At 53.8% G+C, this 22,583-nt stretch carries 24 protein-coding genes; 7 read left to right on the top strand and 17 right to left on the bottom strand.

Annotated features, from left to right (window positions below):
* Positions 1-37 precede the first annotated feature (37 nt).
* From EDM56_RS06600 to nadE, 4 genes are read left to right on the top strand one after another with little or no spacing between them, the layout of a single operon-like run.
* Positions 38-601 (top strand): cysteine hydrolase family protein, encoded by a 564-nt coding sequence (locus EDM56_RS06600; protein WP_122917098.1) that lies wholly within the window; start codon positions 38-40, stop codon positions 599-601.
* A gap of 26 nt (positions 602-627) precedes the next feature.
* The gene (locus tag EDM56_RS06595) at positions 628-2,262 is read left to right on the top strand and encodes a nicotinate phosphoribosyltransferase (protein WP_122917164.1); all 1,635 of its coding nucleotides are present in this window, start codon (positions 628-630) and stop codon (positions 2,260-2,262) included.
* An 18-nt stretch (positions 2,263-2,280) separates the two neighbouring features.
* Entirely contained in the window at positions 2,281-2,925 is a 645-nt protein-coding gene (gene nadD, locus EDM56_RS06590; protein WP_122917097.1) for a nicotinate-nucleotide adenylyltransferase, read from the top strand.
* On the top strand, positions 2,925-3,752 hold the full coding sequence (gene nadE / locus EDM56_RS06585) for an ammonia-dependent NAD(+) synthetase (RefSeq protein WP_122917096.1): 828 nt from the start codon (positions 2,925-2,927) through the stop codon (positions 3,750-3,752). Before nadD ends, nadE begins: the two co-directional genes overlap by 1 nt.
* A gap of 39 nt (positions 3,753-3,791) precedes the next feature.
* Here the strand turns inward: nadE and EDM56_RS06580 are convergent, their stop codons facing one another.
* Positions 3,792-5,363, bottom strand: coding sequence for a sensor histidine kinase (locus tag EDM56_RS06580; protein ID WP_183192317.1), 1,572 nt, complete (start codon positions 5,361-5,363; stop codon positions 3,792-3,794).
* On the bottom strand, positions 5,353-6,069 hold the full coding sequence (locus EDM56_RS06575; protein ID WP_122917094.1) for a response regulator transcription factor: 717 nt from the start codon (positions 6,067-6,069) through the stop codon (positions 5,353-5,355). The genes EDM56_RS06580 and EDM56_RS06575 overlap by 11 nt, the downstream gene beginning before the upstream one ends.
* Before the next feature lie 219 nt (positions 6,070-6,288).
* Here EDM56_RS06575 and EDM56_RS06570 point away from each other — a divergent pair, with 219 nt between their 5' ends.
* The gene (locus EDM56_RS06570; protein WP_122917093.1) at positions 6,289-6,837 is read left to right on the top strand and encodes a hypothetical protein; all 549 of its coding nucleotides are present in this window, start codon (positions 6,289-6,291) and stop codon (positions 6,835-6,837) included.
* A 69-nt stretch (positions 6,838-6,906) separates the two neighbouring features.
* On the opposite strand, the gene recG is transcribed toward EDM56_RS06570, so the two are convergent.
* From recG to sdaAB, 3 genes are read right to left on the bottom strand one after another with little or no spacing between them, the layout of a single operon-like run.
* Positions 6,907-8,958: an ATP-dependent DNA helicase RecG gene (gene recG, locus EDM56_RS06565; protein ID WP_122917092.1), complete on the bottom strand. Its 2,052-nt coding sequence runs from the start codon at positions 8,956-8,958 to the stop codon at positions 6,907-6,909.
* Between the two features lie 2 nt (positions 8,959-8,960).
* A complete protein-coding gene (gene sdaAA, locus EDM56_RS06560) occupies positions 8,961-9,845 on the bottom strand; it encodes an L-serine ammonia-lyase, iron-sulfur-dependent, subunit alpha (RefSeq protein ID WP_122917091.1) in 885 nt (294 codons plus the stop codon).
* A gap of 40 nt (positions 9,846-9,885) precedes the next feature.
* Positions 9,886-10,551, bottom strand: a complete 666-nt coding sequence (sdaAB, locus tag EDM56_RS06555; RefSeq protein WP_122917090.1) for an L-serine ammonia-lyase, iron-sulfur-dependent subunit beta — start codon at positions 10,549-10,551, stop codon at positions 9,886-9,888.
* 234 nt (positions 10,552-10,785) lie between these two features.
* On the opposite strand from sdaAB, the gene EDM56_RS06550 reads away from it, so the two are divergent.
* Positions 10,786-11,004, top strand: a complete 219-nt coding sequence (locus EDM56_RS06550) for a hypothetical protein (protein WP_122917089.1) — start codon at positions 10,786-10,788, stop codon at positions 11,002-11,004.
* A gap of 62 nt (positions 11,005-11,066) precedes the next feature.
* Here EDM56_RS06550 and EDM56_RS06545 read toward each other — a convergent pair whose 3' ends face one another.
* The 4 genes from EDM56_RS06545 to EDM56_RS06530 form a co-directional block, all read right to left on the bottom strand.
* Positions 11,067-11,453, bottom strand: a complete 387-nt coding sequence (locus tag EDM56_RS06545; protein ID WP_122917088.1) for a DoxX family protein — start codon at positions 11,451-11,453, stop codon at positions 11,067-11,069.
* A gap of 268 nt (positions 11,454-11,721) precedes the next feature.
* Positions 11,722-12,579 carry a DegV family protein gene (locus tag EDM56_RS06540; RefSeq protein WP_122917087.1) on the bottom strand — a complete coding sequence of 286 codons (858 nt, stop codon included), beginning with the start codon at positions 12,577-12,579 and terminating at the stop codon, positions 11,722-11,724.
* Positions 12,580-12,598: 19 nt separating this feature from the next.
* Positions 12,599-14,338: a DAK2 domain-containing protein gene (locus EDM56_RS06535; protein WP_122917086.1), complete on the bottom strand. Its 1,740-nt coding sequence runs from the start codon at positions 14,336-14,338 to the stop codon at positions 12,599-12,601.
* A gap of 13 nt (positions 14,339-14,351) precedes the next feature.
* Positions 14,352-14,717 carry an Asp23/Gls24 family envelope stress response protein gene (locus tag EDM56_RS06530; RefSeq protein ID WP_122917085.1) on the bottom strand — a complete coding sequence of 122 codons (366 nt, stop codon included), beginning with the start codon at positions 14,715-14,717 and terminating at the stop codon, positions 14,352-14,354.
* 237 nt (positions 14,718-14,954) lie between these two features.
* Between EDM56_RS06530 and rpmB the strand changes: the two genes are divergently transcribed.
* The gene (gene rpmB / locus EDM56_RS06525) at positions 14,955-15,143 is read left to right on the top strand and encodes a 50S ribosomal protein L28 (protein WP_122917084.1); all 189 of its coding nucleotides are present in this window, start codon (positions 14,955-14,957) and stop codon (positions 15,141-15,143) included.
* A 143-nt stretch (positions 15,144-15,286) separates the two neighbouring features.
* Here the strand turns inward: rpmB and spoVM are convergent, their stop codons facing one another.
* The 8 genes from spoVM to menC form a co-directional block, all read right to left on the bottom strand.
* The gene (gene spoVM / locus EDM56_RS06520; RefSeq protein WP_122917083.1) at positions 15,287-15,370 is read right to left on the bottom strand and encodes a stage V sporulation protein SpoVM; all 84 of its coding nucleotides are present in this window, start codon (positions 15,368-15,370) and stop codon (positions 15,287-15,289) included.
* Between the two features lie 28 nt (positions 15,371-15,398).
* On the bottom strand, positions 15,399-15,572 hold the full coding sequence (locus EDM56_RS31375; RefSeq protein WP_183192315.1) for a hypothetical protein: 174 nt from the start codon (positions 15,570-15,572) through the stop codon (positions 15,399-15,401).
* Between the two features lie 177 nt (positions 15,573-15,749).
* A complete protein-coding gene (locus EDM56_RS06515) occupies positions 15,750-16,907 on the bottom strand; it encodes a M20 peptidase aminoacylase family protein (RefSeq protein ID WP_122917082.1) in 1,158 nt (385 codons plus the stop codon).
* A gap of 5 nt (positions 16,908-16,912) precedes the next feature.
* The gene (locus tag EDM56_RS06510; protein WP_122917081.1) at positions 16,913-17,749 is read right to left on the bottom strand and encodes a M55 family metallopeptidase; all 837 of its coding nucleotides are present in this window, start codon (positions 17,747-17,749) and stop codon (positions 16,913-16,915) included.
* A gap of 26 nt (positions 17,750-17,775) precedes the next feature.
* Positions 17,776-19,194, bottom strand: a complete 1,419-nt coding sequence (locus EDM56_RS06505) for a serine hydrolase domain-containing protein (RefSeq protein WP_122917080.1) — start codon at positions 19,192-19,194, stop codon at positions 17,776-17,778.
* Position 19,195: 1 nt separating this feature from the next.
* On the bottom strand, positions 19,196-20,605 hold the full coding sequence (locus EDM56_RS06500) for a serine hydrolase (protein WP_122917079.1): 1,410 nt from the start codon (positions 20,603-20,605) through the stop codon (positions 19,196-19,198).
* A gap of 1 nt (position 20,606) precedes the next feature.
* Positions 20,607-21,437: a GNAT family N-acetyltransferase gene (locus tag EDM56_RS06495; protein ID WP_122917078.1), complete on the bottom strand. Its 831-nt coding sequence runs from the start codon at positions 21,435-21,437 to the stop codon at positions 20,607-20,609.
* An 18-nt stretch (positions 21,438-21,455) separates the two neighbouring features.
* Complete coding sequence (gene menC / locus EDM56_RS06490) at positions 21,456-22,583, bottom strand: o-succinylbenzoate synthase (protein WP_122917077.1); 1,128 nt, start codon at positions 22,581-22,583, stop codon at positions 21,456-21,458.

Here is a 22,583-nt window from a genome sequence, read left to right as displayed (position 1 = left end):
CAACGTCATAAAAACTAACTCATTGGAGGGCTTATCGATGAATAAAAAAGCATTGATCGTCATCGACTATACGAATGATTTTGTGGCTGTGAACGGTGCCTTGACTTGCGGCGAGCCTGCTCAGCGCATCGAGCAGCGGATCGTTTCGCTTGCACGCACCCATCTTGCGCAAGGCGATTACGTCGTGATGGCGGTTGATTGCCACCAGGCCCACGATCCGCTCCATCCGGAAAGCGCGCTCTATCCCCCACACAACATCATCGGGACCGCAGGCCGCCAGCTTTATGGCGAATTGAACGGCTTTTACCGACAAAACCAGCACGCGGTTGAATGGATGGATAAAACCCGCTACGACGCTTTTGCCGGAACCGACCTGGCGCTGAAGCTGCACGCACGGGGCATTCGCGAAATCCATCTGGCGGGTGTCTGCACAGATATTTGCGTGCTGCATACCGCGATCTCGGCCTGGTACCAAGGATTCGTGCCGGTCATTCATGCAGACGCGGTCGCCAGCTTCAATCCGGCAGGGCACGAATGGGCACTGCGTCACTTTGCGAACCAACTGGGCGTGTCGGTTGTATCCGCCCGTATAGACCAATAAGAAGAAAGGATGAAAACACGATGAACATGCCAAAAACCATTTTCGACGCCATCGATCCGAAGGTATACCGCTATGTCCACCTGTGCCGCGCTTGCCAGCAGCCGAGCTTCCGCATCTCCACCGAGGTCAATCCGTGCGCGGCGTGCGGTGAGACACACGAATTCGAAATCTTCCCGTTTTACGATCCCTCCCGCGATTACGGGCTTGATGTGGATGAGTATGCGATCAGCATGATGTACGCCCTCTACAAGAAAGGACTGCACCGGACACAGGTCGTGTTCGACGATTTTTACCGCAAGGCCCCGTTTGTCAAAGCATCTGCTGATTTTTCCGGCGAGCTTGGCGGCTATGTCGCCTTTGGGGGATTGCATCAGCTCATCGATATCGTCGAGCATTTGTACTTCAATGAAGCGGATATCGCCTACTTGCGGGAAAAAAAGCTGTATGACGAAGCGTTTTTAGACGAATTGCGCAGCCTGCGGTTCACCGGCGAGCTGTTCGCCGCGGAGGAAGGTCAGCTTATCTTCCCGAATACTCCCTACATTCGCATCGTTTCGACGATCATGGAGTGCATCTGGATCGAGGCCCAGCTGCTGAATACGGTAAACAGCGAGTCGCTTTTGATGACAAAGGCGTCGCGGATTCTCACCGCTGCCGACGGGCAGAGCGTCATCGAGATGGGCAAGCGACGTGCCCAAGGGCGCGACGCTTCCGTGCAGGGCGCCCGCGCGGCATACGTCGCAGGCTTTGATTATTCGTCCAACATGAAGGCTGGCAAAAAGTACGGCGTACCGACGACCGGCACGCATGCCCATCTGTTCGTCCAGTTTTTTGCGAATGAGCTGGATGCCTTCCTCGCCTTTGCCGATGTGTTTCCGGCAAAAAGCATTTTGCTTGTCGATACGTACGACGTGCTCGGATCCGGCATTCCGAACGCTATCCGCGTGGCGAAAGCGATGGAAGAGCGCGGGCAGAAGCTCACCGGGATCCGGCTCGACAGCGGCGACCTCGCCTTCCTGTCCAAGCGCGCCCGCAAAATGCTCGACAACGCCGGGTTAGCGTATGTCAAAATCGCCGCCTCGAGCGATCTGGATGAGTACACGATCACCTCGCTCAAGCATCAGGGTGCCAAGATCGACATCTGGGGCATCGGCACCAAATATATCACCGCTTACGACACCCCCGCGCTCGGCGGCGTGCACAAGATCGTCGCGAGAAAGCAGGAGAACGATTGGCTCGCCTTGATCAAAATCTCGGAAAACCTCGACAAGATCATCAATCCAGGGCTAAAAAAAACATACCGGCTGTATGACCAGGACGGGATGGCCAAAGGCGACTATTTGTGTCTCGCATCGGAGAGTCTGGAGGGACTAAACGAGATTACGCTAAAGCATCCGACCAACCCGCTGAAAAGCAAGCGCATCGCAAATTTTACCGCAGTTGAACTGCTGGTGCCGATTTTCCAGAACGGGCAGATGGTGTACAACGTACCGACGCTCAAGCAGACACGCGCCTTTCACCTGGCGCAAAAAAACACGTTTTGGGAAGAGTATTTGCGCCTCGATCACCCGGAAGTGTACCCTGTCGCGCTGTCGGATCAGCTGAAGGAATTGAAGGACCGTCTGATCCAGGCCAAACGGCAAAACATCCAAACTGAATGATAACGGGAGGAACCCCCTATGCGCAGAATCGGGATTTATGGTAGCAGCTTCGATCCGATCACATATTCACACTTGTTCACCGCTTCGGCGGTGGCAAGCCGCAAGCGTCTCGATAAAGTTATTTTTACGCCGTGCTCCTCGAAGCGCCGCGACAAGGTGCTGCAGACGGAAGACCAGCACCGGCTGAACATGCTGGAGCTGGCACTCCGTGAGTGCAAAACCAAAACAAACCGCTTCGGTGAACCGCTGTTTGAAATTTCGACGGTCGAGCTTAACGCGCTGCCTGGTGAAACCTACACCTACGATACGATGGAGCATTTCCGCAAACAGTTTCCCGATGACGAGCTTTTCTTCATCATGGGGGCTGACCTGCTCGAAGGGCTGCCGAACTGGGGCAACGCCGAAAAGCTGGTGAAAAACCACCGCTTCATCGTCATGTCGCGGGAAGGCTACCACATCGACGACCTGATCGCAGCGCACCCGCTTCTGCGCAACAATGACGAGCAGTTTTTGACCATGTCCAAAGGAATCAGCATGGGCATCAGCTCGAGCTACATTCGCGGAGAAATCCGCAATGGCGGCGACCCCAGCTTTCTTTTGCCGGACGTCGTGCTCGCTTACATCTATCAAAATGGTTTGTATACACAGGAGGTTGTGTCGTAATGAACGAAAAGCAGAGGCACATCATCGAGGCGCTGCATGTGCGCGCAGATCGCGACCCCGCCCTGGAGATACGTGAGCGAATCACGTTTTTGAAAGACTATCTGCACAAAACCGCAGCCAAAGGCTATGTGGTCGGAATAAGCGGCGGGGTCGATTCCACCTTGACCGGCATGCTGGCTCGCATCGCTTGCGACGAATGGACAGCCGAAACGGGTAAGCCCCATTTCTTTGTAGCGGTACGCCTCCCTTATGGCACACAGCTGGATGAAGCCGATGCACAGCATGCGCTCGCCTTCATCCAGCCGCACAAGCAGTTAATGGTCAATATCAAGCCTGCTGTCGATGACGCCATATCGCAATTTGAACTGGCTGTCGGCGAACCGCTGTCCGATTTCCACAAAGGGAATACAAAAGCGCGTGAGCGGATGAAGGTCCAGTATGATGTCGCGGCTCATTTCGGGCTGCTTGTACTCAGCACCGATCAGGCGCCTGAGGCGGCGACAGGCTTTTTCACCAAATATGGCGACGGTGGTGCCGATATTGCGCCGCTATCCGGATTGACCAAAGTGCAGGTGCGCTCGATGCTCGCTGTGCTTGGCGCTGCGGAATCGATATACCACAAGACGCCGACAGCCGATCTCGAGGATGATCGCCCGCAGCTTCCCGATGAAGTAGCGCTCGGATTCACCTATGATCAACTGGATCAGTATCTGTCGGGTGGTACGGTACCTGCCGACGTCCAAGAAAAGATCGAGCGGCAGTACGATCGCACCATGCATAAGCGGCAGCTGCCGGTCACGCCGTTTGATGGTTGGTGGCGGCAATAGCGCAAAAAAACTGGTCCGGACCATTACCGAACCAGTTTTTTATAGGGGCAAGAAGATCGATAGCCGGATGACATGATCTTCATATTCCACGTCAATGGACCCCTGATGCAAGTCGACGATGCTTTTGGTAATGGCCAACCCTAACCCTGCACCTGACTTGCTGGAGGTGCGAGAGGTGTCCACCCGGTAAAATCGGTCAAATAATCGATTAACCTCTTCCATGGAGATAGCCTCGCATGGATTCGATACGGTCATTTGTACAGAATCGCTGTGACGGACCAATTTGACAAGAATCTTCCCCGGGTGCGTACTGTATTTGATCGCATTGGTCAGCACATTTTCGAATGCCCGCACCATTAGATTAGGATCAACCTCCACCTTGATCGGTTCAGGAGGAAAGTCTTTTTGAAAGGTAACATCGTTATCTTTCGCAATCGGATCCAGTTCTTCGAGCAGTTGTCGCAACATTTGGTTGAGACTGACTTTTTCTTTTTTCAGCGAATCCCCTTCGTGATGCAGGCGTGTAAAATCAAATAAATCTTCGATCAGTTTTTTTAATTGCTCTGATTTCCCATAGGCGATATCCACATACTCCTCTAATTGGGCCTGGTTTTTGTATTGACGGTCTTTCACCAAACGCATATAGCCCATGATGGACGTAAGCGGCGTGCGCAAGTCATGGGAAACGTTTGTTATGAGCTCATCCTTAACCTTCTCCGCTTGCCTCTCTCTTTCAATCATTTGGTCTAACTCCGAAGCCATGCGATTGATGCTGATAGCTAAAGACCCCAGCTCGTCCTTGCTTTTTTCCCGGATGCGATATTGTAAATTCCCCTTCTCGATTTCCTTCACACCGTACGCAATCTCTTCCATTTCTCTCATCTTTCGTTTAGTGATCAAATAAAAACAGAGAAAAAAAGTAATCAACCCCAGTAGAAACGGAGCCCAGCCGGGTTCCTTTACATAGACCACCGTTGATTGTGGGACACCCTGTACAAGCAAGTACGCTTTGGCTCCATCCAAGGTCAGTGGATACAGCCTGGTCACGATCGGATGCTTATCGTGTCCATCCGGAGGCCTTTGGGCATCTTCCATCATATGGGGAAGATCGACATGGGTTTCGTTTACCCCAGCGGATTTATATCGAATGTTCCCCTCTGCATCGGTAATGAAGGCATGGAGCGGGAGTGTTTGTTTCGTCGCATTAAGCAAATAAAGAATCAATTCGCTTTTCGTTAAGCGGTATTGTGAATTGCCATCTCGAGGGACGGTCAACCACTCTTCATCCCCTGTGTTTGACGGGAGTGATCGATTCAGGAACCTGCTCTTGAAAACAGGATCTTTGTCTCCCAATTCGATGATGAGTACATTACGATCTTGATTCATGTCATTGAATTGCTTGACCAGCTCTCGTGCGCTCTCATTAATCGAGACGATCCCTTCCATAAAATCGAGTCTGCGTTCATTCGTAACGAAAAGTGGCCTCGTCACGAAACCGACGAGCACGGAAACAAGAACACAGCATGCAAACGCAAAAATCAGTTGAATCCGGATGCTTGACCGGACTTGCTGGACAAGCGTTCCAGTGAAAAGCCGCTGTTTATGGCTCAATTTTGTAGCCGACCCCCCACACAGTTTTGATATACCGAGGTGATCTTGGATTATCCTCAAGCTTTTCACGCAAATTACGGATGTGTACCATAACGGTGTTATCCGATTCATAAAACGGTTCATTCCAGACGCGTTCATATATTTTTTCCGTATTGAAGACCACGCCAGGATTTCGCGCCAAAAGTGCCAATATGGCAAATTCCCGTGGAGTCAGCTTGACTTCTCTACCCTCAACCGTGACCGCGTGAGTCGTGACGTTGATCAACAAGTCATCAATGGCAATCACATCCATCTGCTCGTGTGCATGGGTGCGCGTGTTACCATCCGTTTGATTTAACCTGAGATAGCGTCGTAGCTGCGACTTCACTCGGGCCATCAATTCCAGCGGTTGAAACGGCTTCGTCACATAATCATCGGCTCCGGTGGTCAATCCCATAATTTTGTCCATATCCTGTGATTTCGCAGATAACATGATAATCGGCACATTCCTGCTTTCACGGATTTTCATGCACGCTTGAATCCCATCCAAGCGAGGCATCATGATGTCTAAGATCACCAAATGGACGGTTTCGTTTTCCAAGTACGAAAGCCCCTCCAATCCATCTGCTGCCTTCAATACGTGATAGCCATCATTTGTGAGATAAATCCCCAATAAATCGCGGATTTCTTTTTCATCATCGATGATGAGAATGGTTTCTTGGGCCACGGGACTCTCTCCCTTCTCTTTGGTTTTAAGTTTACCCGATGCCTCTTAAGAATCCCGCTAGAAATTCTGAAGGGTTTCTGAAGTTTCAGCGCGACCTTTCAGAAATTTTTCAGAGAGACTCTCATGATTCCTTAAGAACTTTTTTGTACCATGATAGCAGACGAGATCACTCCTATCTCTTCAAAGAGGGACAGCGAGTTAATCAGGAGGAGAAAGATTATGAATACACGGGAAACCGGGGGCACCAAACAACAATGGATCCCCAAAAAGGAACGTCTATGGGTCATGGTTTCGATAATGATAGCGGTTGTATTGGTGATTTGGCAACTGTATGCGCTCATGCAGGTTCCGGCAGAAACGCTCGCTAGCAAAAGGTTCGAACATACGTTTAAAGACTTGGGCTCCAATGCAAGAATCGCCTTGTTTTTTGTGCTGGCGAACTATGTCCTCCTTCTTGTCATGAGACTTCGCGTTCTGGACGGTGCGCAAAAGATCAAAAAAGCGTTGGCCGCTCTGCTACGTTTCGTCCGCAGATGGCATACGCCGGTCGCCATCATCGCGATTGCTTTTATTATCCTGCATACGGTCGCGGTCTTCATGTATGGGTTTACATTTGATTTTAGCAATGTGAGCGGTCTGCTTGCCTTACTCGTCCTGCTCCCGGTTCCGATCTCGGGCTTATTCCGATATAGGAGACTGGATCGGAAGTGGCACTTGCGAACTGGCGTTGCGTTTGCCGTCCTCTTTTTGCTTCATGCTTTTTTATAATCATCAACAACAAAAAGCAACTGGCCCCGTCTTTCGTTCGCGGGCAGTTGCTTTTTTCGTTTCAATGCATTAGTCAAACACGATTCCTTCCAATACGCCTTCCCGCTCCAAATACGCACGCAGGTGGGCATAGCGCGGCTCGCGCCAAAATTCATCGGTCGCCACAAGTGCCGCCGTATCTTGGCGGGCCACCTCCAGCGCCTTGTAATCGGACAACAGGTCGGCGATTTTGAACTCGGGCAAGCCGCTCTGCTTGGTACCGAAAAAGTCCCCCGGCCCGCGCAGCTCCAAATCGCGCTGCGACAGTTCAAAACCGTCGTTCGTCTCGCACATGACCTGCATCCGCTCTTTGCCGACCTGCGATTTAGGATCGGCGATCAAAAAGCAATATGACTGTTCCGCTCCACGTCCAACCCGTCCGCGCAGCTGATGCAGCTGGGCTAAGCCGAAGCGCTCAGCGTCATATATGATCATGCAGGTCGCATTCGGCACGTTCACCCCGACCTCAACGACCGTGGTCGAAACCAACAGCTGCACCTCATTAGCGGCAAATGCCTGCATCACCGCATCCTTTTCCTTGGCATGTAGGCGGCCGTGCATCAAGCCGACCTGGAATTCCGGATAGCAGTGGGTCAATTGCGCATGCAAGTCTATCGCGTTTTGCACGTCCAGCTTTTCCGACTCTTCGATCAACGGGCAGATGACATAGGCTTGTCTGCCCCGTGCCAGCTCGCCGCGAACCCGTTCCAAAATCAGCGGAAATTGATCGTGCTTCACCCATTCTGTCTCAATCGGCTTGCGGCCTGCCGGCATCTCATCGATCGTCGATACGTCCATATCGCCGAAAGCCGTAATCGCGAGTGTTCGAGGGATCGGCGTCGCCGTCATGAACAGCACGTCTGGAGACAAGCCTTTGTTGCGCAGCACACGTCGCTGGTCGACCCCGAATCGGTGCTGCTCGTCCGTAATGACTAGGCCGAGGCGCTCGAAAAAGACATCCTCCTGAATCAACGCGTGCGTGCCGACGACCACGTCGATCTGCCCTTCCTGCAGCGCAGCGATCGTTTCCCTCCGCCGCTTTGCCGTAAGCGAACCGGCGAGCAGCGCGACTTTGATACCGTGCGGCTCCAAGAGCGCGGTGAGCGATTGCACATGCTGTTCGGCGAGTATTTCCGTCGGTACCATCAAAGCGCCCTGGTACCCAGCTCGGAAAGACGCGTAAAGGGCGATCGCGGCCACAACCGTTTTCCCCGAGCCGACATCCCCTTGCAGCAGCCGGTTCATTGCGTAATCGGCCTGCATGTCATCCAACATTTCTTTGACCACGCGCTTTTGCGCACCAGTCAGCGGAAACGCGAGCGAGCGGACAAACTGGCGCACCTCTTCCATCGGGATGCTTTGCGCCATCCCGGCCGTCTGCTTGCGCGTAATCCGGCGCATCGCCTGCATTTTCAGCTGAAACAGGAACAATTCCTCGAACATCAGCGTGCGCCGGGCCATCCGCCCTTCCTCGACATTCGCAGGGAAGTGGACGGTGGCAATCGCCTTTTGGCGCGGCATCAGGCGGTAGCGTTCGATGTATTCCGCTGGCAGCACCTCGCCGATCTGGCTGCCATACGTTTTTAACGCCTGTTCGATCAGCTTGCGCAAAAGCGTGTGCGTCAGCTCGCCGCCAAGCGGGTAAACGGGGGCCAGCTCGCCACGCGTCTGCACGCGTGCCGAATTCACCTCGGTCATCTCGTTCACCGTGATTTGCAGCTTGTTGCGATCCCATTTGCCGGTCACGAGAATTTCCTTGCCCGGTGACAAATGCTTTTTCACAAAGTTTTGGTTAAACCAGATCGCCGTCACGACTACCCGATCGATCACGAGCCGGACGGAGATGCGGGATTTTTTCTTGCCATAGAAACGGACAGAGGGCTCGCTGTAGATCGTCCCCTGCAGCGTGACCCTCTCTTGGTCCTTAATTTCGGTTAAATCTTTGACGCGATAATCTTCATAGCGGGACGGGAAATGCTCTAGCAGATCACGAACCGTCACGATTCCGATGCTACTAAGCTCTGCCGCCCGCTCTTCACCTACCCCATGAAGCCCGATTACCGCAGAATCGAGTCCGGCCATGCTTATTTCGGGATTTGCACGCCGAAAACTTTCGCTTCGATCAGGCGGCCGGTTTGGGTAGCAGCCAGCCCTCCTTGCGCGGTTTCCTTCAGCGTATTCGGCATGGTGCAGCCGATCCGATACATTGCCTCGATCACTTCATCGGGCGGGATCACGCTTGTGATGCCAGCCAGCGCCATGTCTGCGGCTACCGTTGCGATCGCGGCACCCATCGCATTGCGTTTGACACAAGGCACCTCAACCAGGCCCGCGACAGGGTCACACACCAAGCCCAACATGTTTTTCAGCGCGATTGCCACCGCTTGCCCGGATTGCTCCGGCGTGCCGCCGGCCATCTCCACGATTGCCGCTGCAGCCATAGCCGTAGCCGAACCGACCTCGGCCTGGCAGCCGCCCGCTGCGCCGGAAATGAACGCATTGTTGGCGATGCAAAAGCCGATCGCACCTGCTGTAAACAAATAGTCGACCATTTGCTCACGCGTAGGCGTCAGCTTTTCCGAAATCGCGAAAAGCGTTCCCGGCACGATCCCGCATGCCCCTGCCGTCGGTGTCGCCACGATCGTCCCCATCGCTGCGTTCACTTCATTGACCGCGATCGCCATGCTTACCGCATTCAACAATGTCGGACCGGAGAGGAACGGCTTTTCTTTCATATAGTTCTGTAGCTTCTTGGCGTCGCCGCCCGTCAAGCCGCTGTGCGAACGGATATCCTCATGAAGCCCGCGCTGCACGGCGCTCTCCATGACATCCAGATTCTTAATCATATCTTCCATGATCGCCTCGCGCGTGCGCTGGGAGACTTGCATCTCCGCCTCGATCATCACTTGTGAAATCCGCTTGTTTTGGGACTGCGCCATTTCAACCAATTCTGCTATATTGCGAAACATCAAACCCCAACTCCTTGTGCGAAAAGAAATACGTGCTCGATTAGCTAGGTGAAAGCAAGGAGACGCGGTAGATCGACGGGATGCGCTCCATTTGCTCCAAAATGTCCGGTGCAATCACCGAATCGACTTCGATCGCCATCAGCGCCTTGGAGCCCCGCGCATGCCGTGACACCTCCATCGAACCGATGTTGATCTGGCGCTCGCTCAGTATTTTGGCGACAGCTGCGATCATCCCGAAGCGATCCTCATGCAATACCATCAGCGTCTGCGTATTGAAGCCAAGCTGAACCGCGAACCCATCAATTTCGGTGATCTCGATTTTTCCACCACCGATAGATACCCCTACCACCTCTGTCGCGCCCTGCTCGTCTTCAAGCCGGATGCGGGAGGTGTTGGGATGCTCCGTCACCGCCTCGGAAACGTGCAGGGAAATGTCGATGCCCTGTTCCTTGGCGATGCGCAGCGATTCTTTTAAACGCGTATCAAACGTGTCGAAATCGAGAATCCCTGCTACCGTCGCCACATCAGAGCCGTGACCCTGATACGTTTTGGCAAACGAGCCGTAAAAGGTAACGTCCACCTTTTTCGGCTGGCGACCAAACAGGCCACGTGCAATCCGCCCGATTCTCGCTGCTCCGGCGGTATGCGAACTGGACGGCCCCACCATCACCGGACCGATAATGTCAAATACACTTTTATATTTCACGCGAGCTTTCCTCCCCCGACACACTTCAAACCCATAGTACAGTATATCATGTCGGGATGAAAGCGCTACATGTCTAAGCGCATCAGGCATCGATTGGAAGCGGATTTTTCGAATGAGGCGCTTTCCCTACTGCAAAAATTTTGGCTCAACCGACGTTCCCCTACAGACACCTGCTCACAAAGGCTCTATACTGCTAAGTACATCCAATCGATCATGTGAGAGAGGAGCCTTTCGATGGAGCAAGCCGCACAGCGCTATCACTGTTGCGCTACCTGCCAGCATTTCGAGGTGATTAAGGAAGCCGCGAAAAAGACGACGTACCACTGTCAACGTCTCGGCTATCAAACTCAGCCGTCCTATCAATTCAACTGCTGGAGCCCGAAAGCAACCGTGGCGGCAAAAATCGAACGCGAGCGCAAAAAAAACGAAGCCGATGGCCCAGAACGTACCTGAGCCTCTCCAAATGAAAAAACACAGATGCGCAGTCAGCATCTGTGTTTTTTTCTCGATTCCGTTTAAAACAGCACGTAAGCGCCAGGACCGACCAACGCGATGCCGACAGCGATCGCGATCAGAATGACGTTGTACTCAATCCCGCCGGATGTAACCCAGAAACCGTTTTTGCCATGGACGGAGAAAATCGCCACCAGCATTGTAATGACAATGAGAGCTGCCCCCAGCCATGTGAATGTGCCAGCCGCGAACAGCAATCCGCCGACAAGCTCACCAGCTCCGGCGAGGAATGCCATCAGTACACCAGGACGGATACCAATGGATTCCAGCCAGCCGCCAGTTCCTTTCAAGCCGTGTCCGCCGAACCAGCCGAACAGTTTCTGTGTGCCGTGTGCTGCGAAAATGAGACCGACAACCAAACGAATGATTAAAAGTCCAAGGTTTGCCATTTTGTTTGACCTCCAAGATGTTTTTTTGTAATGAACTAACATTATGTAAGTATCATACGAAAACTACTTACTTTTGTCAAGTAACTATATTTATATTTTTATTACTAGAAATGTCTCACCTTTTTATGTAACCGCAGGTGGCACGTCTTCTCCTTATCAGTATGGCTGAGTATTGGCATCATTATGTCTTCCCTACTACAGCCTGCGTGTAATAAAAAAACCTCTTCTCCACCCAATTGGTAGAAAAGAGGCTTTGCCTCGCACAGTTCTATGCTTTTGAGATGACGAACCCTAATGTTCCGGGACCTGCGTGTGCACCGATCACCGCGCCAAGCTCCACCAAAAAGGAATCTGTCACCTTGAATTCTTGCTTCAGCTTCTCTAGCAGTTCAGCAGCTTCCGCTTCCGCATCGGCGTGAACGATACCGAGTACGACCGGCTCGCCTTTTGCATACGCCTGCAGTTCTTCGACAATCCGCGCGATCGCTTTTTTCGTACCGCGAACCTTGTCCACCGGAAAGACCGTGCCGACCGAATCGAGAGACAGGATCGGCTTGATATTCAAAAGCGAACCGATCAATGCGGACGCTTTGCCGATCCGCCCGCCTTTTTGCAAATACGTCAGCGTGTCGACCAAAAAGAATACCTGCACGTCATTTAAAATGTGTCCGATGAGATCAAGCACCTGCTGCTTGGTCTTGCCCTCTTTGGCCGCGCGGGCGGCCTGCACAGCGGCATAGCCATACAAATACGACGCTTTTCGGGAGTCGATGATGGTGATGTCCACCTCTTCCTCCAGCATCGATTTGCCGATCAAGGCGGACTGATACGTACCGGACAGGGCGGCAGACAGCATCAGTGCAATGATCTGCACGTCCGGCCCATGCTCGTCCACAATTTTTTTAAAGCATTCCGCGAACTCAAGCGGCGATGGCTGCGAGGTTGTCGCAAGCACGCCCGTCTCACGCAGCTTTTGATAAAACGCTGTCGGCTTGATCGTCACCCAGTCCGCATAGGTTTCCTGACCGAGATTCACCTTCAACGGTACGTTGATAATTCCCCACTCCGCGCGCTTCGCATCGTCGATGTCCGCTGCGCTGTCGGTTACAATGACAATCGGTGGCATCCTGCACCTTCCTCTTTCCTTATTCCACCGCAAAAATGAACGGATAGAGCGGCTGTCCTCCGTAGGCGACCTCCGCCTCTACATCCGGATGATCGTCGGCCAATTGCGCGACCAGCGCTTCGCCCTGCTCGTCTTGCGTTCCTTCACCCAACAATATGGATACGATTCCCGTGTCCTCGTCCACCATGTTGCGCAATAGCTCTTTGGCTGCTTCCATCATATCCGCCTGCGCGGTGACGATCGTGCCATCGGCAATCCCGATGAAGTCGCCTTCCTTGATTTCCACATCGCCCAGCTTCGTATCGCGGACGGAATGCGTCACCAGTCCGGTTTTCACCTGCGCAATCGCGGCCGTCATCGCCTCTTGGTTTGTATCGAGCGATTCGTCGCCATTGAATGAGACAAGCGCGGTCATCCCCTGCGGGACGCTCTTGGTCGGGATGACGGCTACCGGTACATCCACCAGTGCGGCCGATTGCTGAGCAGCCATGACAATATTGCTGTTGTTCGGCAAAATGATGATTCGTTCGGCATCAAGCCCGTTCATGGCGTTGACGAAATCCTCTGTGCTCGGGTTCATCGTCTGTCCGCCTTCGACTACCGCATGAACGCCAAGGCTTTTAAAAATCTCGGCAATGCCAGGGCCAGCCGCTACCGCGATGATGCCGTATGGCAAGCGCTTTGATTCCGCTTGCGGAGCGGCAACCTCAGCCGTATGCACCTCTGCTGCAACTGGAACAGGAACGGCAGAATCGTGCTTCGTCGCTTCTTCCTTCACGATATTGGAATGCTGCTCCCGCATGTTTTCGATCTTCAGCCTGTGCAGGCTGCCGTATTGCTGCGCATAATTCAGCACCTCGCCGGGATGCTCCGCATGAATGTGGACTTTGACCACCTCTTCGTCGGAGACTACCAAGAGCGAATCGCCCATGCGATCCAGCTGGGCGCGGAACAACTGCTCTGCAAACGCTTTCTTGTTTGCCTCCGTGCTGTCCGCAAGTCGAATCATGAACTCGGTGCAGTAGCCAAACGTAATATCCTCGGTTTTCATATGTAACTGTGCGTTGTGCTGCTCGGCGACGAGCTGCTCCAGTTCTGCGACAGATGCTACCTGCTGGCCATGGTCTGCATCATCCACAACCTCGCCGTGCAACGCTTGCACGAATCCTTCGTAGATCAGGACCAAGCCTTGGCCACCGGAATCCACGACGCCGACTTCTTTTAAAACCGGAAGATACTCTGGCGTACGCGATAATGTTAGTTTCGCTTGCTCCAGTGTTTTCTCCATGACCGCCGTCAGGTTGTCCGAAACGCGGGCAGCCCGTACCGCTGTCTCCGCCGCTTCGCGGGCGACGGTCAAAATCGTGCCCTCCACCGGACGCATAACAGCCTGGTACGCAGTGTCAACACCTGCTTTCAGCGCATCGGCGAACTGGTGCGCCGTAATCTCGGACTTGCCGCTCACCGACTTGCTGAAGCCGCGGAACAGCTGGGACAAAATCACACCGGAATTGCCGCGCGCGCCCATCAACAGACCCTTCGCCAGCGTCTGCGCCGACTCACTTAGGTGAGGGGACTGCCGTTTGGCCAGCTCCTCCACGCCCGTCGTGAACGTCATATTCATATTAGTCCCGGTATCGCCATCCGGCACCGGAAACACATTTAAGGCATCTACCATTTTTACATTTGTGCGTAGCTTGGCGGCGCCCAGGAACACCATCTGGCTAAACAAATCTCCGTCAAGTTGCGTATGTACCACTTATGTTCCTCCCTTACGTGTCCCGATCGGTACGTACTCCCTGCACGTAAATATTGATGGCTGCGACATCGATCCCAACCATCTGCTCCAACGTGTAACGAACGCGACGCTGGACGTTTCCCGCCACTTCTGATATTTTCGTACCATAGCTGACGATGATATGCATATCCAGGCTGACTTCGCCATTTTGGTTGAATACAACGACACCCTTGCTCAACGTTTCCAAACCGAGCAATTCCGCAATGCCATCCTTCAGTGCTTTGCGCGAAGCCATTCCGACCAAGCCGAACACTTCCATCGCTGCACCGCCGGCAATCCGGGCGATCACATCTTCCGTTACGTCAATTTTTCCTAGAGGCGTACTCAATTCCACTGTCATGTCGGAAATCCTCCTTTAGAAAACGGCAAAAACCGTCATTATCACATTCGTATCCACTAATTCTACTATACGCCCTGATGAAAATGAAGCTTTTTCAGCCAAGCTGTCTTGTTCTGTCGAAATCACTGTCAAGTATTGCAATTGACACTCCGCTATGCTACTATAACTGAGTGTTTGTAATAATGAAGAGTAGGCTTAGGCGTTCTCGCTTCACTTGCTTGAGGGAGGTGGAAATAGATGTCACGCAAATGTTTCGTAACAGGTAAATCTGCGAAAGCTGGAAACGCACGCTCCCACTCCATGCGCGCAACTCGCCGCACTTGGGGTGTTAACGTTCAAAAAGTGCGCATCCTGGTTGACGGTAAACCAAAACGCGTTTATGTCAGCACTCGTGCACTGAAATCCGGTCTTGTAACCCGCGTATAGTCGTTTGTTCACAAACGCAACGCAAAAAAGCACCTGCTCTGGTGCTTTTTTTCTTTTTCCCCGTATTCAATCCTGCTAATTGCTCGGGCGAGACGGCTGGCACCATCACCCCCGATTCGGGGGAGTGGTCGCTCCGCATGCTGTCATTTGTTTTTGTTGAAGGCCCCGATGACCGCACGCACCATACCGCCGATGAATTTGGGCAGCTTTATCGTATAAAACCGCATGTTCACCCCTCCTTGACGGATTACTTGATTACTTGGCAAACAAAAACCAACCAACCCCCATGAGTGATGCTCCGAGACCGGCATACATAACCCAAGCAGGAGTTGCGACGAGCAGAATGGTCATTCCCCCGACTGCTAGAGCAACCCCAAGTACGCGTTTTGCGGCGAACCCCTGGCGATAACGAAATGTGCGAAAGCCCATTCCATGCCACACCTCCCTGAATGGGTAGTTACGTGCCTTGGATAATACATCATATTCCGTAGAGGGGTAAACATGTGTTGGGAGTGCCGACGCGTCCAAAAAAAAACGGGAATAAAAGCTCTTACCTGACTACTTTATGCGAAAGAGCGGTAGTTGTTGCCTACCGCTCGTTTCCAATCATGAATTATTTTCAGGCGCATGTCCCAACAGCTTGATCGCGGAGGCTGCCATAACGGCGACGCCATTTGCGAGGGTGCCAAGGTCAAAGCGCATCTGTGGATGGTGCAAGCCTGGCGAAAGCCCGGTGCCAAGCCCGATCATCGTGGTGGCAAGCCCCGGTTTCTCGACCGCATAGCAGTGGAAATCCTCACCGCCTGGTGTGACTGGCGCAGGGGCAAGTTTTTCCTCACCGAGCGTCTCTGCGATCGCACTTGCTACGAGCTGCTCCATTTCCCCATTGGGGACAGCTGCGTGAAGCTGCATGACTGGCTCCAGTTCGACGACAGCACCGTTGGCGGTTGCAGCAACCTCGATCGCCTGCAAGACGCGTGCGAGCAGCCACTCCATCGCCTCATTGGTTTGCGCGCGCAAATCGAGGCCAAACTGCGCCTCATCCGGGATGATGTTGAGATTGTCGCCGCCTGCCTTCACCATTGTCACCTTAGCCGACATCGGGGTTGTCGGATCGACTTTTACCGCATTGACGGCCGTGATCAAGAGCGAGAGTGCATCTACTACATTCGTACCGAGATTCGGACGAGCGGCATGCGCCTGCTCCCCCTTCAGCTTGCCGCGTACCTGCGAGATGGCTCCGTGGCGAATCGCTGGAGAAGCCGAGCCTGACGGCACCTCAAAGTAAGGACGCACGTGGATACCGATCAAATGATCGAGGTCATCGATCACGCCGTGCTGCACGAGCGTTCGCGCCCCTTCCCCCGTCTCCTCGGCAGGCTGAAAGATAACCTTGAGCCGCCCTTGCGGCTCGAAGCCGAGCTCTTTCACACAGCGCAGCGCATGCAAGGCCATGGTCATATGCGCATCGTGGCCGCATGAGTGATTCGCCTGCCAATTCCCGTCGACCAACTGCCAAAGCGCGTCCATATCGGCGCGCAGGCCGACGACCGGCGTTGCCTCCTCTTCCCCTACATACGCGATGACGCCAGTAATATCAGGGAATGTCTCATACGCGATGCCCATCGCTTCCAGCTCACGGCACAGGTATGCCGTCGAGCGGTGCTCTTTCCAGCTGACCTCGGCCAGCCCGTGCAGCTCATGATACGTTGCTTCAATTTTTTCCCGATTCGCTTCTATCCATTGCTTCAACTGGTCGATCATAGCCCTCACCCTGTTATCATTTTGTTCACTTGTCCTGTGATCATCAGCATCGCTTGCAGGACAGGCATCATGGTTGTAATGTCGGCGGAACGGAAACGCACCGTCCGCCCGTCTACGAGCTCGACGCCCGGCATCCAGCTGACTGCAGTGGCGAACTGTGTCTTAGTGAATTCCACCTCGATCGTATTGTCCGCCTGTTGCGCAAGCGGCTGAACCAGATGCCGATTGAGCAGCGATTCTTTGGCCTGCTGACGGATCAATGCCCGCGCACGTACCGGATGCATGGCGTGTGACGATAATCCGGTGATTCCGGCTTTCACAGCGACGGTAAAGACACCAGGAATGTCTGCCTGCACCTCCTCAGCTGTCTGCGTATCGCCGGTGACCAGCACGACCGGAACGCCGAAGGCTCCAGCAACCGCAGCATTCAGACCAGCTTCGCCCACTTCTTTGCCGTTCAAGATCAGGCGATGAATGGCAAGACCCGAAAGCGTATGGTTCATCACGGCCTCGCCCGTTCCAGCACGTCCGTGATAACCGATGAAAAAGGCGGCGTCGCAAGTCGAGTCGATTCCTTGCATCATGCAAAGTGGCTTGAAGAAGCCGCGGATGACATCTGCCTGCGGGTGCAGCTCTTCCAAAATCAGATTATTCATCGGACCGTGCGATTCGTTGACGATGATCTCGGTCGCCCCAGCTTCCAAAGCCCCTTCGATTGCCGCGTTCACATCTTGCGTCAACAAGCGGCGGCCCGCCTCATAATGACGGCGGCCCGGTATGACATCCTCCCATTCAGCAAGTCCAGAGATCCCTTCCATATCAAGCGAAATGAATACTTTCATGTGTAAAGTCCTCCCGTCCCTTTTGGTCAGGCAACCGGCAACTGCCGCGACCCTAGTGCAAATCGGATGATCGTTCCGTCTGCGCTTCGCACAAAGCGTACGCTCGTATCCACGTTGCGCTCCGTAAACAAATACGCGTCCTCGCCGATCGGTCGGAGCGGCAACTCTTTGCCGCCCATGGCGAGCACAAGCCGCTCGTTTTCCTCGTCAAACTTGACCGTCACTTGGTCGCCTTCCCCTGATTTGAATGTGCCGACCGATTGCCGCAATACGTCAAGCGGAGCTTCGTATGAATCAACGGTCGCGTACGGCGTCTCAAGCGGGCGCCCAAGAAGGCTATTCAGCAGACCAAGCGTCAAAGCCTGGATTGGCGAATCAGATATGCTGGTCAAAAGAATGCCCGTGATGCCAGCTTCTGGCACAATCAGTAAGTGCGCGGTAACACCCTTAATACCGCCGGTGTGTTGGATTAGCGTCGCGTTCTCCCCGAACGGCTGAATGCCGAGTCCGTAGCCGTAGCCCTTCAGAGCATCCACTTTGACAATAGGCGTGACCATCTCGGCAACGCTCGCTCCCGACAAAATGCGTACGCCGTTTGCACTGCCGCCCGTCCGATACACGTCCGCATAGCGCAGCATATCCCGCGCGGAAGCTTTGAGAAACCCTGCGGCACGCATCGCCGGTGCATCCCACCAGATCGGGGTGCGCAGCACTTCTTTGACTCCATCTTTCGTAACCGCGGAGTAAAGCATGGAATGGTTTAGATCGTCACCCAGCTCCTCGATGTGAAAGACGCTGCGCGTCAGTCCGAGCGGCTCCAAAATGTGCTCCTTCACATAGTCTTCATACGGCTGGCCGCTGGCGCGCTCGATGATCGCTCCCAATAACGCATAGGCGTCATTGGAGTAGCTGAACTCGGAACCCGGCGCACCGAGCAGTTCGATGGGCTGTTTGGCGATATAGTCCATCAGCTGCTCATACGTATGAATCGGTTCTAGCCCTTGCAGCTCGGGTAGCGCCAGCAGCTCCTCCGCCGCCGGATCATCCTTCATGCTTTCAAGCATCCCGGGGAACAGCGACGAAAGCGGTGGCAGTCCAAGGGTATGCGTCATGAAGTGTTGGATCGTGATTGCTTTTGTATGCGACTCGTCTGGCGTGCGGAATTCGGGCAAATACTTCACGACCGGATCATGGATGGAGAGCTTACCTGCTTCTTGGAGCTGCATGATCGCTACACATGTATACGATTTTGTAATCGAGCCGATCCCGAACACCGTATCAAGGTCGATCGGCGCCTGTTCTTCGCGATCACGATATCCAAACGATTTTTCGTAGATGAGCTCTCCGTCTTTTGCGACAGCAACGATCGCTCCCGGTACCTGCACCTCGTCGATCAGCTTTTGGGCATAAGCTTCAAACGGTTTTTCCCATACATGCGTTCCCATGTCACGCCTCCTCGGTCAATTTGAGCAGCTGACGGAAATGGAAGGCGACTCGGTTGACCTTGCCTTCCCCATCGCGGTTGAAGCGAATCCATTTTTCCAAACCGGTCGGCGTCTGGAACACAAAACTGTCCGTTCCCACTGGCCTCAGTGCGAATGTCGTTCCGAGCACCGTCAGCGACAGCCCCGCCTCATCTGCCGTAATCTCCAGCTTCTCCCCTTCTCCCGAACCGAACTGGCCGACATATTCTTGCAAAGAATCAGCGGAGACAGGCGACTCGGCATAGCTCATGATCGGCTCCTCGACCGGCAGCGCTTGCGCCGTGTTCAGGGTCGCCCCCAAAAGCTCTGTCGATGGCGCTCCGTCGAGATTAGTCAGGACGACGCAGGTGATCCCTTGCTCAGGCACGATGCACATCTGAGCAGCGACTCCCTTGATCGCGCCGCCATGCTCGACCAGCGTTCCGCCGCGGAAATCAGGCGTTACCATGAACCCGTAGCCGTAGTGACGCCCTGGCTCCAGCCCGGCATAATTGCCGATCATCTGCTCGACGCTTTCTTTTGTAAGAATTCGGGTTTCTCCCACCAATCCGCCGGTTCTAAAAATTTCGGCGTAAGCGAGCATATCCCGTCCCGTCGATTTCAAAAAGCCTGCCGCACGCATGGCGGGCGCATCCCACCAGATCGGTGCTGCGAACACTTCTTTGCCATTCTCTCCTTTTTTGCTTGTATAGAGCGTGGCGATGTTCGGTTGATTTTCCAGATCCTCGATCAAAAACACCGTGTTGGTCATTCCCGCCGGATCGAGCAGATGCTCTTTCACATAGCTTTCATACGATTGCCCACTCACACGTTCGATAATCGCGCCGAGGAGCGCATACCCGTCATTGCTGTAACTGAACTCGGTCCCTGGCTCACCCAGCAATTTGACATCAAGGCTTGCGATGAAATCCATCAGCTCCCCATACGTATCGATCGGCTCATGCGCGGTCAAGTCAATGCTGGACGGCATTTCTTTCACCGCAGGGTCGATTTCCATGCTGCGTCGCATCGCATAGTAGAGGGACGGTAGCGATGGCAGGCCGGCTGTATGCGACATCAGGTTGCCGATGGTAATCCTGCGGGTCAACGCTTCATCCGCGGTCCGAAACTCAGGCAAATAATCGGAAACCGGATCTGTAACCGAAAGCTTCCCCGCTTCCTGCAGCAGCATGATCGCGACGCACGTGAACGATTTGGTTATCGAACCGATTCCAAACACCGTATCGAGCGTAATCTCCGTCTGCGACTCTACATCGCCAAAACCAAGCCCTTTAGCAAACACGGTCTCTCCGTCTTTGGCAAAACCGATAAACGCTCCCGGCAGCTTGGCTTGCTCCATCAATTTTGCAGCATATGCTTCCAAATGCTCCATCTTACACGTCCCCCTCTTCATTTATTCGTTCCAGCACATAGGCATGCGCAGGCCCTTCCGTTTTAAGCAGACCGACAGCAACGTAGCCTTGTGCAAAAGCGTCCTGGCACATCCGGCGAAGAGCCATACGCCACTGGGCCGCTACTTCCAGCTGTTCCTTTTTCAGTGAATGGATGTCTGCAGGGACCGCGAGCAGCATTCCTTCATTCTCTCCCACACAGTCGCGGACGAGTGGATGCGGGTACCCATTCGTTTCTTGCCAATCCAATACCCATGGATAGTCTTTCCATTTACTTTCGACGAGTGAGACGCCTTCCAACCCGCGAATTACCCGCTCCCCCTGTAAATGCCACTCCAACAAAAAACGGTCCGTTGGCAGACCTTTGTTGATGCCGTCTTTCATTTCCCCGTAATACGATTCCATGTACGTCTTGACGATGCCGCCCAGCTTGCACAGGTTGAGGTACGCATTGCGCGCCTCCAGCGGATCATAGGTCCATGTCATCTTCTCATAGCCATAGGCGATCGCCCAATCGCGCTGGCGCAGCTTGAGCTGTTTGCCGATGCCCCAGTCTCGGTACTCTGGCAATATCCCTAGCATATGGGAGCAAAGATGCGCCTTCCCCGCTTTGAAACCGGCAAAGCCGTAGCAAAAGCCGACCGCTTTCCCATCGTGGTAGGCAGAGATCACCACGCCTCCATTATGAATGGCGGCCATCAGCTGTGGCGTGGGCGTGATGTTTTTGTCCCCCCATACCGCAAGCTGCAGCATCTCGACTTCCTCCATCTGCACTGCGTCCGTAATCACGCGGTATTCCAATTCTGACTGCATGTGTAGCTCACCTCGGGCTCATATCGTCACATTCGTGTGCGAATAGCTTTTTTCTTGCACTTTCAACGCTTCCACCGCAGACCAGTTGATCGCATAGCCGATCCCCGGTCCGTCCGGCACCGCCAAAATCCCGGGCCTCAGGAAATCCACTTCCGGTACGACAATATCCTGTGCCCAATAACGGCTAGAGGCGGAGGTGTCGCCAGGGATCGTGAAATTAGGCAATGAGGTGATCGCGATGTTGTGCGCCCGACCCACACCGCTCTCCAGCATCCCGCCGCACCAGACGGGAACATCGTTCGCCTGGCAAAAGTCGTGGATTTTCTTCGCTTCCGTCAGTCCGCCGACGCGGCCTATCTTGATATTAATGATTTTGCAGCTGCCAAGCTCAATCGCACGTCGCGCATCCTCTGCCGTATGGATGCTCTCATCGAGGCAGATCGGCGTGTTCAGTTGGTGCTGCAGACGCGCATGGTCCACGATGTCATCATGGGCAAGCGGCTGCTCGATCATGATCAGGTTATAGTGGTCAAGCTCCTTGATCAGGTCGAGCTGGTCGAGCGTATAGGCGGAGTTGGCGTCCGCCATCAGCGGCAAGGAATCGCCAAACCGTTTGCGCAGCGCTTCGATCAGCGTGATGTCAAAACCAGGCTTGATTTTGACTTTGATCTTCTTGTAACCATCCGCGACGAATCCTTCCACCTTACGGACCACGTCCTCGACGGATGGCTCAATCCCGACGCTTACGCCGACATCGATTTCCTTGCGCTTTCCGCCCAGCGCATGTGCAAGCGACAAACCTTGCTGCTTGGCGTACAAATCCCAAACGGCCCCTTCCAAAGCCGCCTTCGCCATATTGTTACGCCGGATCGACGAAAACAGACGATCCACATCTTCCGGGCGTTCGATCGGACTCTTCAGGAGCATGGGGATCATGATCGCATCCAGCATGTAGAGAATCGTATCCGTCGTCTCTTCATTATAGTAAGGGAACGGCATTGCTACGCTTTCGGCATACCCTGTCTCTCCCTCGCTGTGCACGCTGATTAACAAAAAATCGCGTTTGGCCAAACGTCCGAAGCTCGCTTCAAACGGGTCCTTGAGCGGTAAGTGCAATCGTTTCCATTCGATTCGTTCGATCTTCAT

Source organism: Brevibacillus fluminis, from assembly GCF_003710825.1.
Classification (GTDB): domain Bacteria; phylum Bacillota; class Bacilli; order Brevibacillales; family Brevibacillaceae; genus Brevibacillus_D; species Brevibacillus_D fluminis.
Note: the sequence above shows the minus strand (reverse complement) of the source record. Positions and strands in the feature narration are given on the sequence as shown.

What these genes read in the sequence shown, in the direction of transcription:
- EDM56_RS06600 (WP_122917098.1), top strand. Translation starts at nt 38, where the DNA reads ATGAATAAAAAAGCATTGATCGTCATCGACTATACGAATGATTTTGTG.
- EDM56_RS06595 (WP_122917164.1), top strand. Translation starts at nt 628, where the DNA reads ATGCCAAAAACCATTTTCGACGCCATCGATCCGAAGGTATACCGCTAT.
- nadD (WP_122917097.1), top strand. Translation starts at nt 2,281, where the DNA reads ATGCGCAGAATCGGGATTTATGGTAGCAGCTTCGATCCGATCACATAT.
- nadE (WP_122917096.1), top strand. Translation starts at nt 2,925, where the DNA reads ATGAACGAAAAGCAGAGGCACATCATCGAGGCGCTGCATGTGCGCGCA.
- EDM56_RS06570 (WP_122917093.1), top strand. Translation starts at nt 6,289, where the DNA reads ATGAATACACGGGAAACCGGGGGCACCAAACAACAATGGATCCCCAAA.
- recG (WP_122917092.1), bottom strand. Translation starts at nt 8,958, where the DNA reads ATGGCCGGACTCGATTCTGCGGTAATCGGGCTTCATGGGGTAGGTGAA.
- sdaAA (WP_122917091.1), bottom strand. Translation starts at nt 9,845, where the DNA reads ATGTTTCGCAATATAGCAGAATTGGTTGAAATGGCGCAGTCCCAAAAC.
- EDM56_RS06550 (WP_122917089.1), top strand. Translation starts at nt 10,786, where the DNA reads ATGGAGCAAGCCGCACAGCGCTATCACTGTTGCGCTACCTGCCAGCAT.
- EDM56_RS06545 (WP_122917088.1), bottom strand. Translation starts at nt 11,453, where the DNA reads ATGGCAAACCTTGGACTTTTAATCATTCGTTTGGTTGTCGGTCTCATT.
- EDM56_RS06540 (WP_122917087.1), bottom strand. Translation starts at nt 12,579, where the DNA reads ATGCCACCGATTGTCATTGTAACCGACAGCGCAGCGGACATCGACGAT.
- EDM56_RS06530 (WP_122917085.1), bottom strand. Translation starts at nt 14,717, where the DNA reads ATGACAGTGGAATTGAGTACGCCTCTAGGAAAAATTGACGTAACGGAA.
- rpmB (WP_122917084.1), top strand. Translation starts at nt 14,955, where the DNA reads ATGTCACGCAAATGTTTCGTAACAGGTAAATCTGCGAAAGCTGGAAAC.
- spoVM (WP_122917083.1), bottom strand. Translation starts at nt 15,370, where the DNA reads ATGCGGTTTTATACGATAAAGCTGCCCAAATTCATCGGCGGTATGGTG.
- EDM56_RS31375 (WP_183192315.1), bottom strand. Translation starts at nt 15,572, where the DNA reads ATGGGCTTTCGCACATTTCGTTATCGCCAGGGGTTCGCCGCAAAACGC.
- EDM56_RS06515 (WP_122917082.1), bottom strand. Translation starts at nt 16,907, where the DNA reads ATGATCGACCAGTTGAAGCAATGGATAGAAGCGAATCGGGAAAAAATT.
- EDM56_RS06510 (WP_122917081.1), bottom strand. Translation starts at nt 17,749, where the DNA reads ATGAAAGTATTCATTTCGCTTGATATGGAAGGGATCTCTGGACTTGCT.
- EDM56_RS06505 (WP_122917080.1), bottom strand. Translation starts at nt 19,194, where the DNA reads ATGGGAACGCATGTATGGGAAAAACCGTTTGAAGCTTATGCCCAAAAG.
- EDM56_RS06500 (WP_122917079.1), bottom strand. Translation starts at nt 20,605, where the DNA reads ATGGAGCATTTGGAAGCATATGCTGCAAAATTGATGGAGCAAGCCAAG.
- EDM56_RS06495 (WP_122917078.1), bottom strand. Translation starts at nt 21,437, where the DNA reads ATGCAGTCAGAATTGGAATACCGCGTGATTACGGACGCAGTGCAGATG.
- menC (WP_122917077.1), bottom strand. Translation starts at nt 22,583, where the DNA reads ATGAAGATCGAACGAATCGAATGGAAACGATTGCACTTACCGCTCAAG.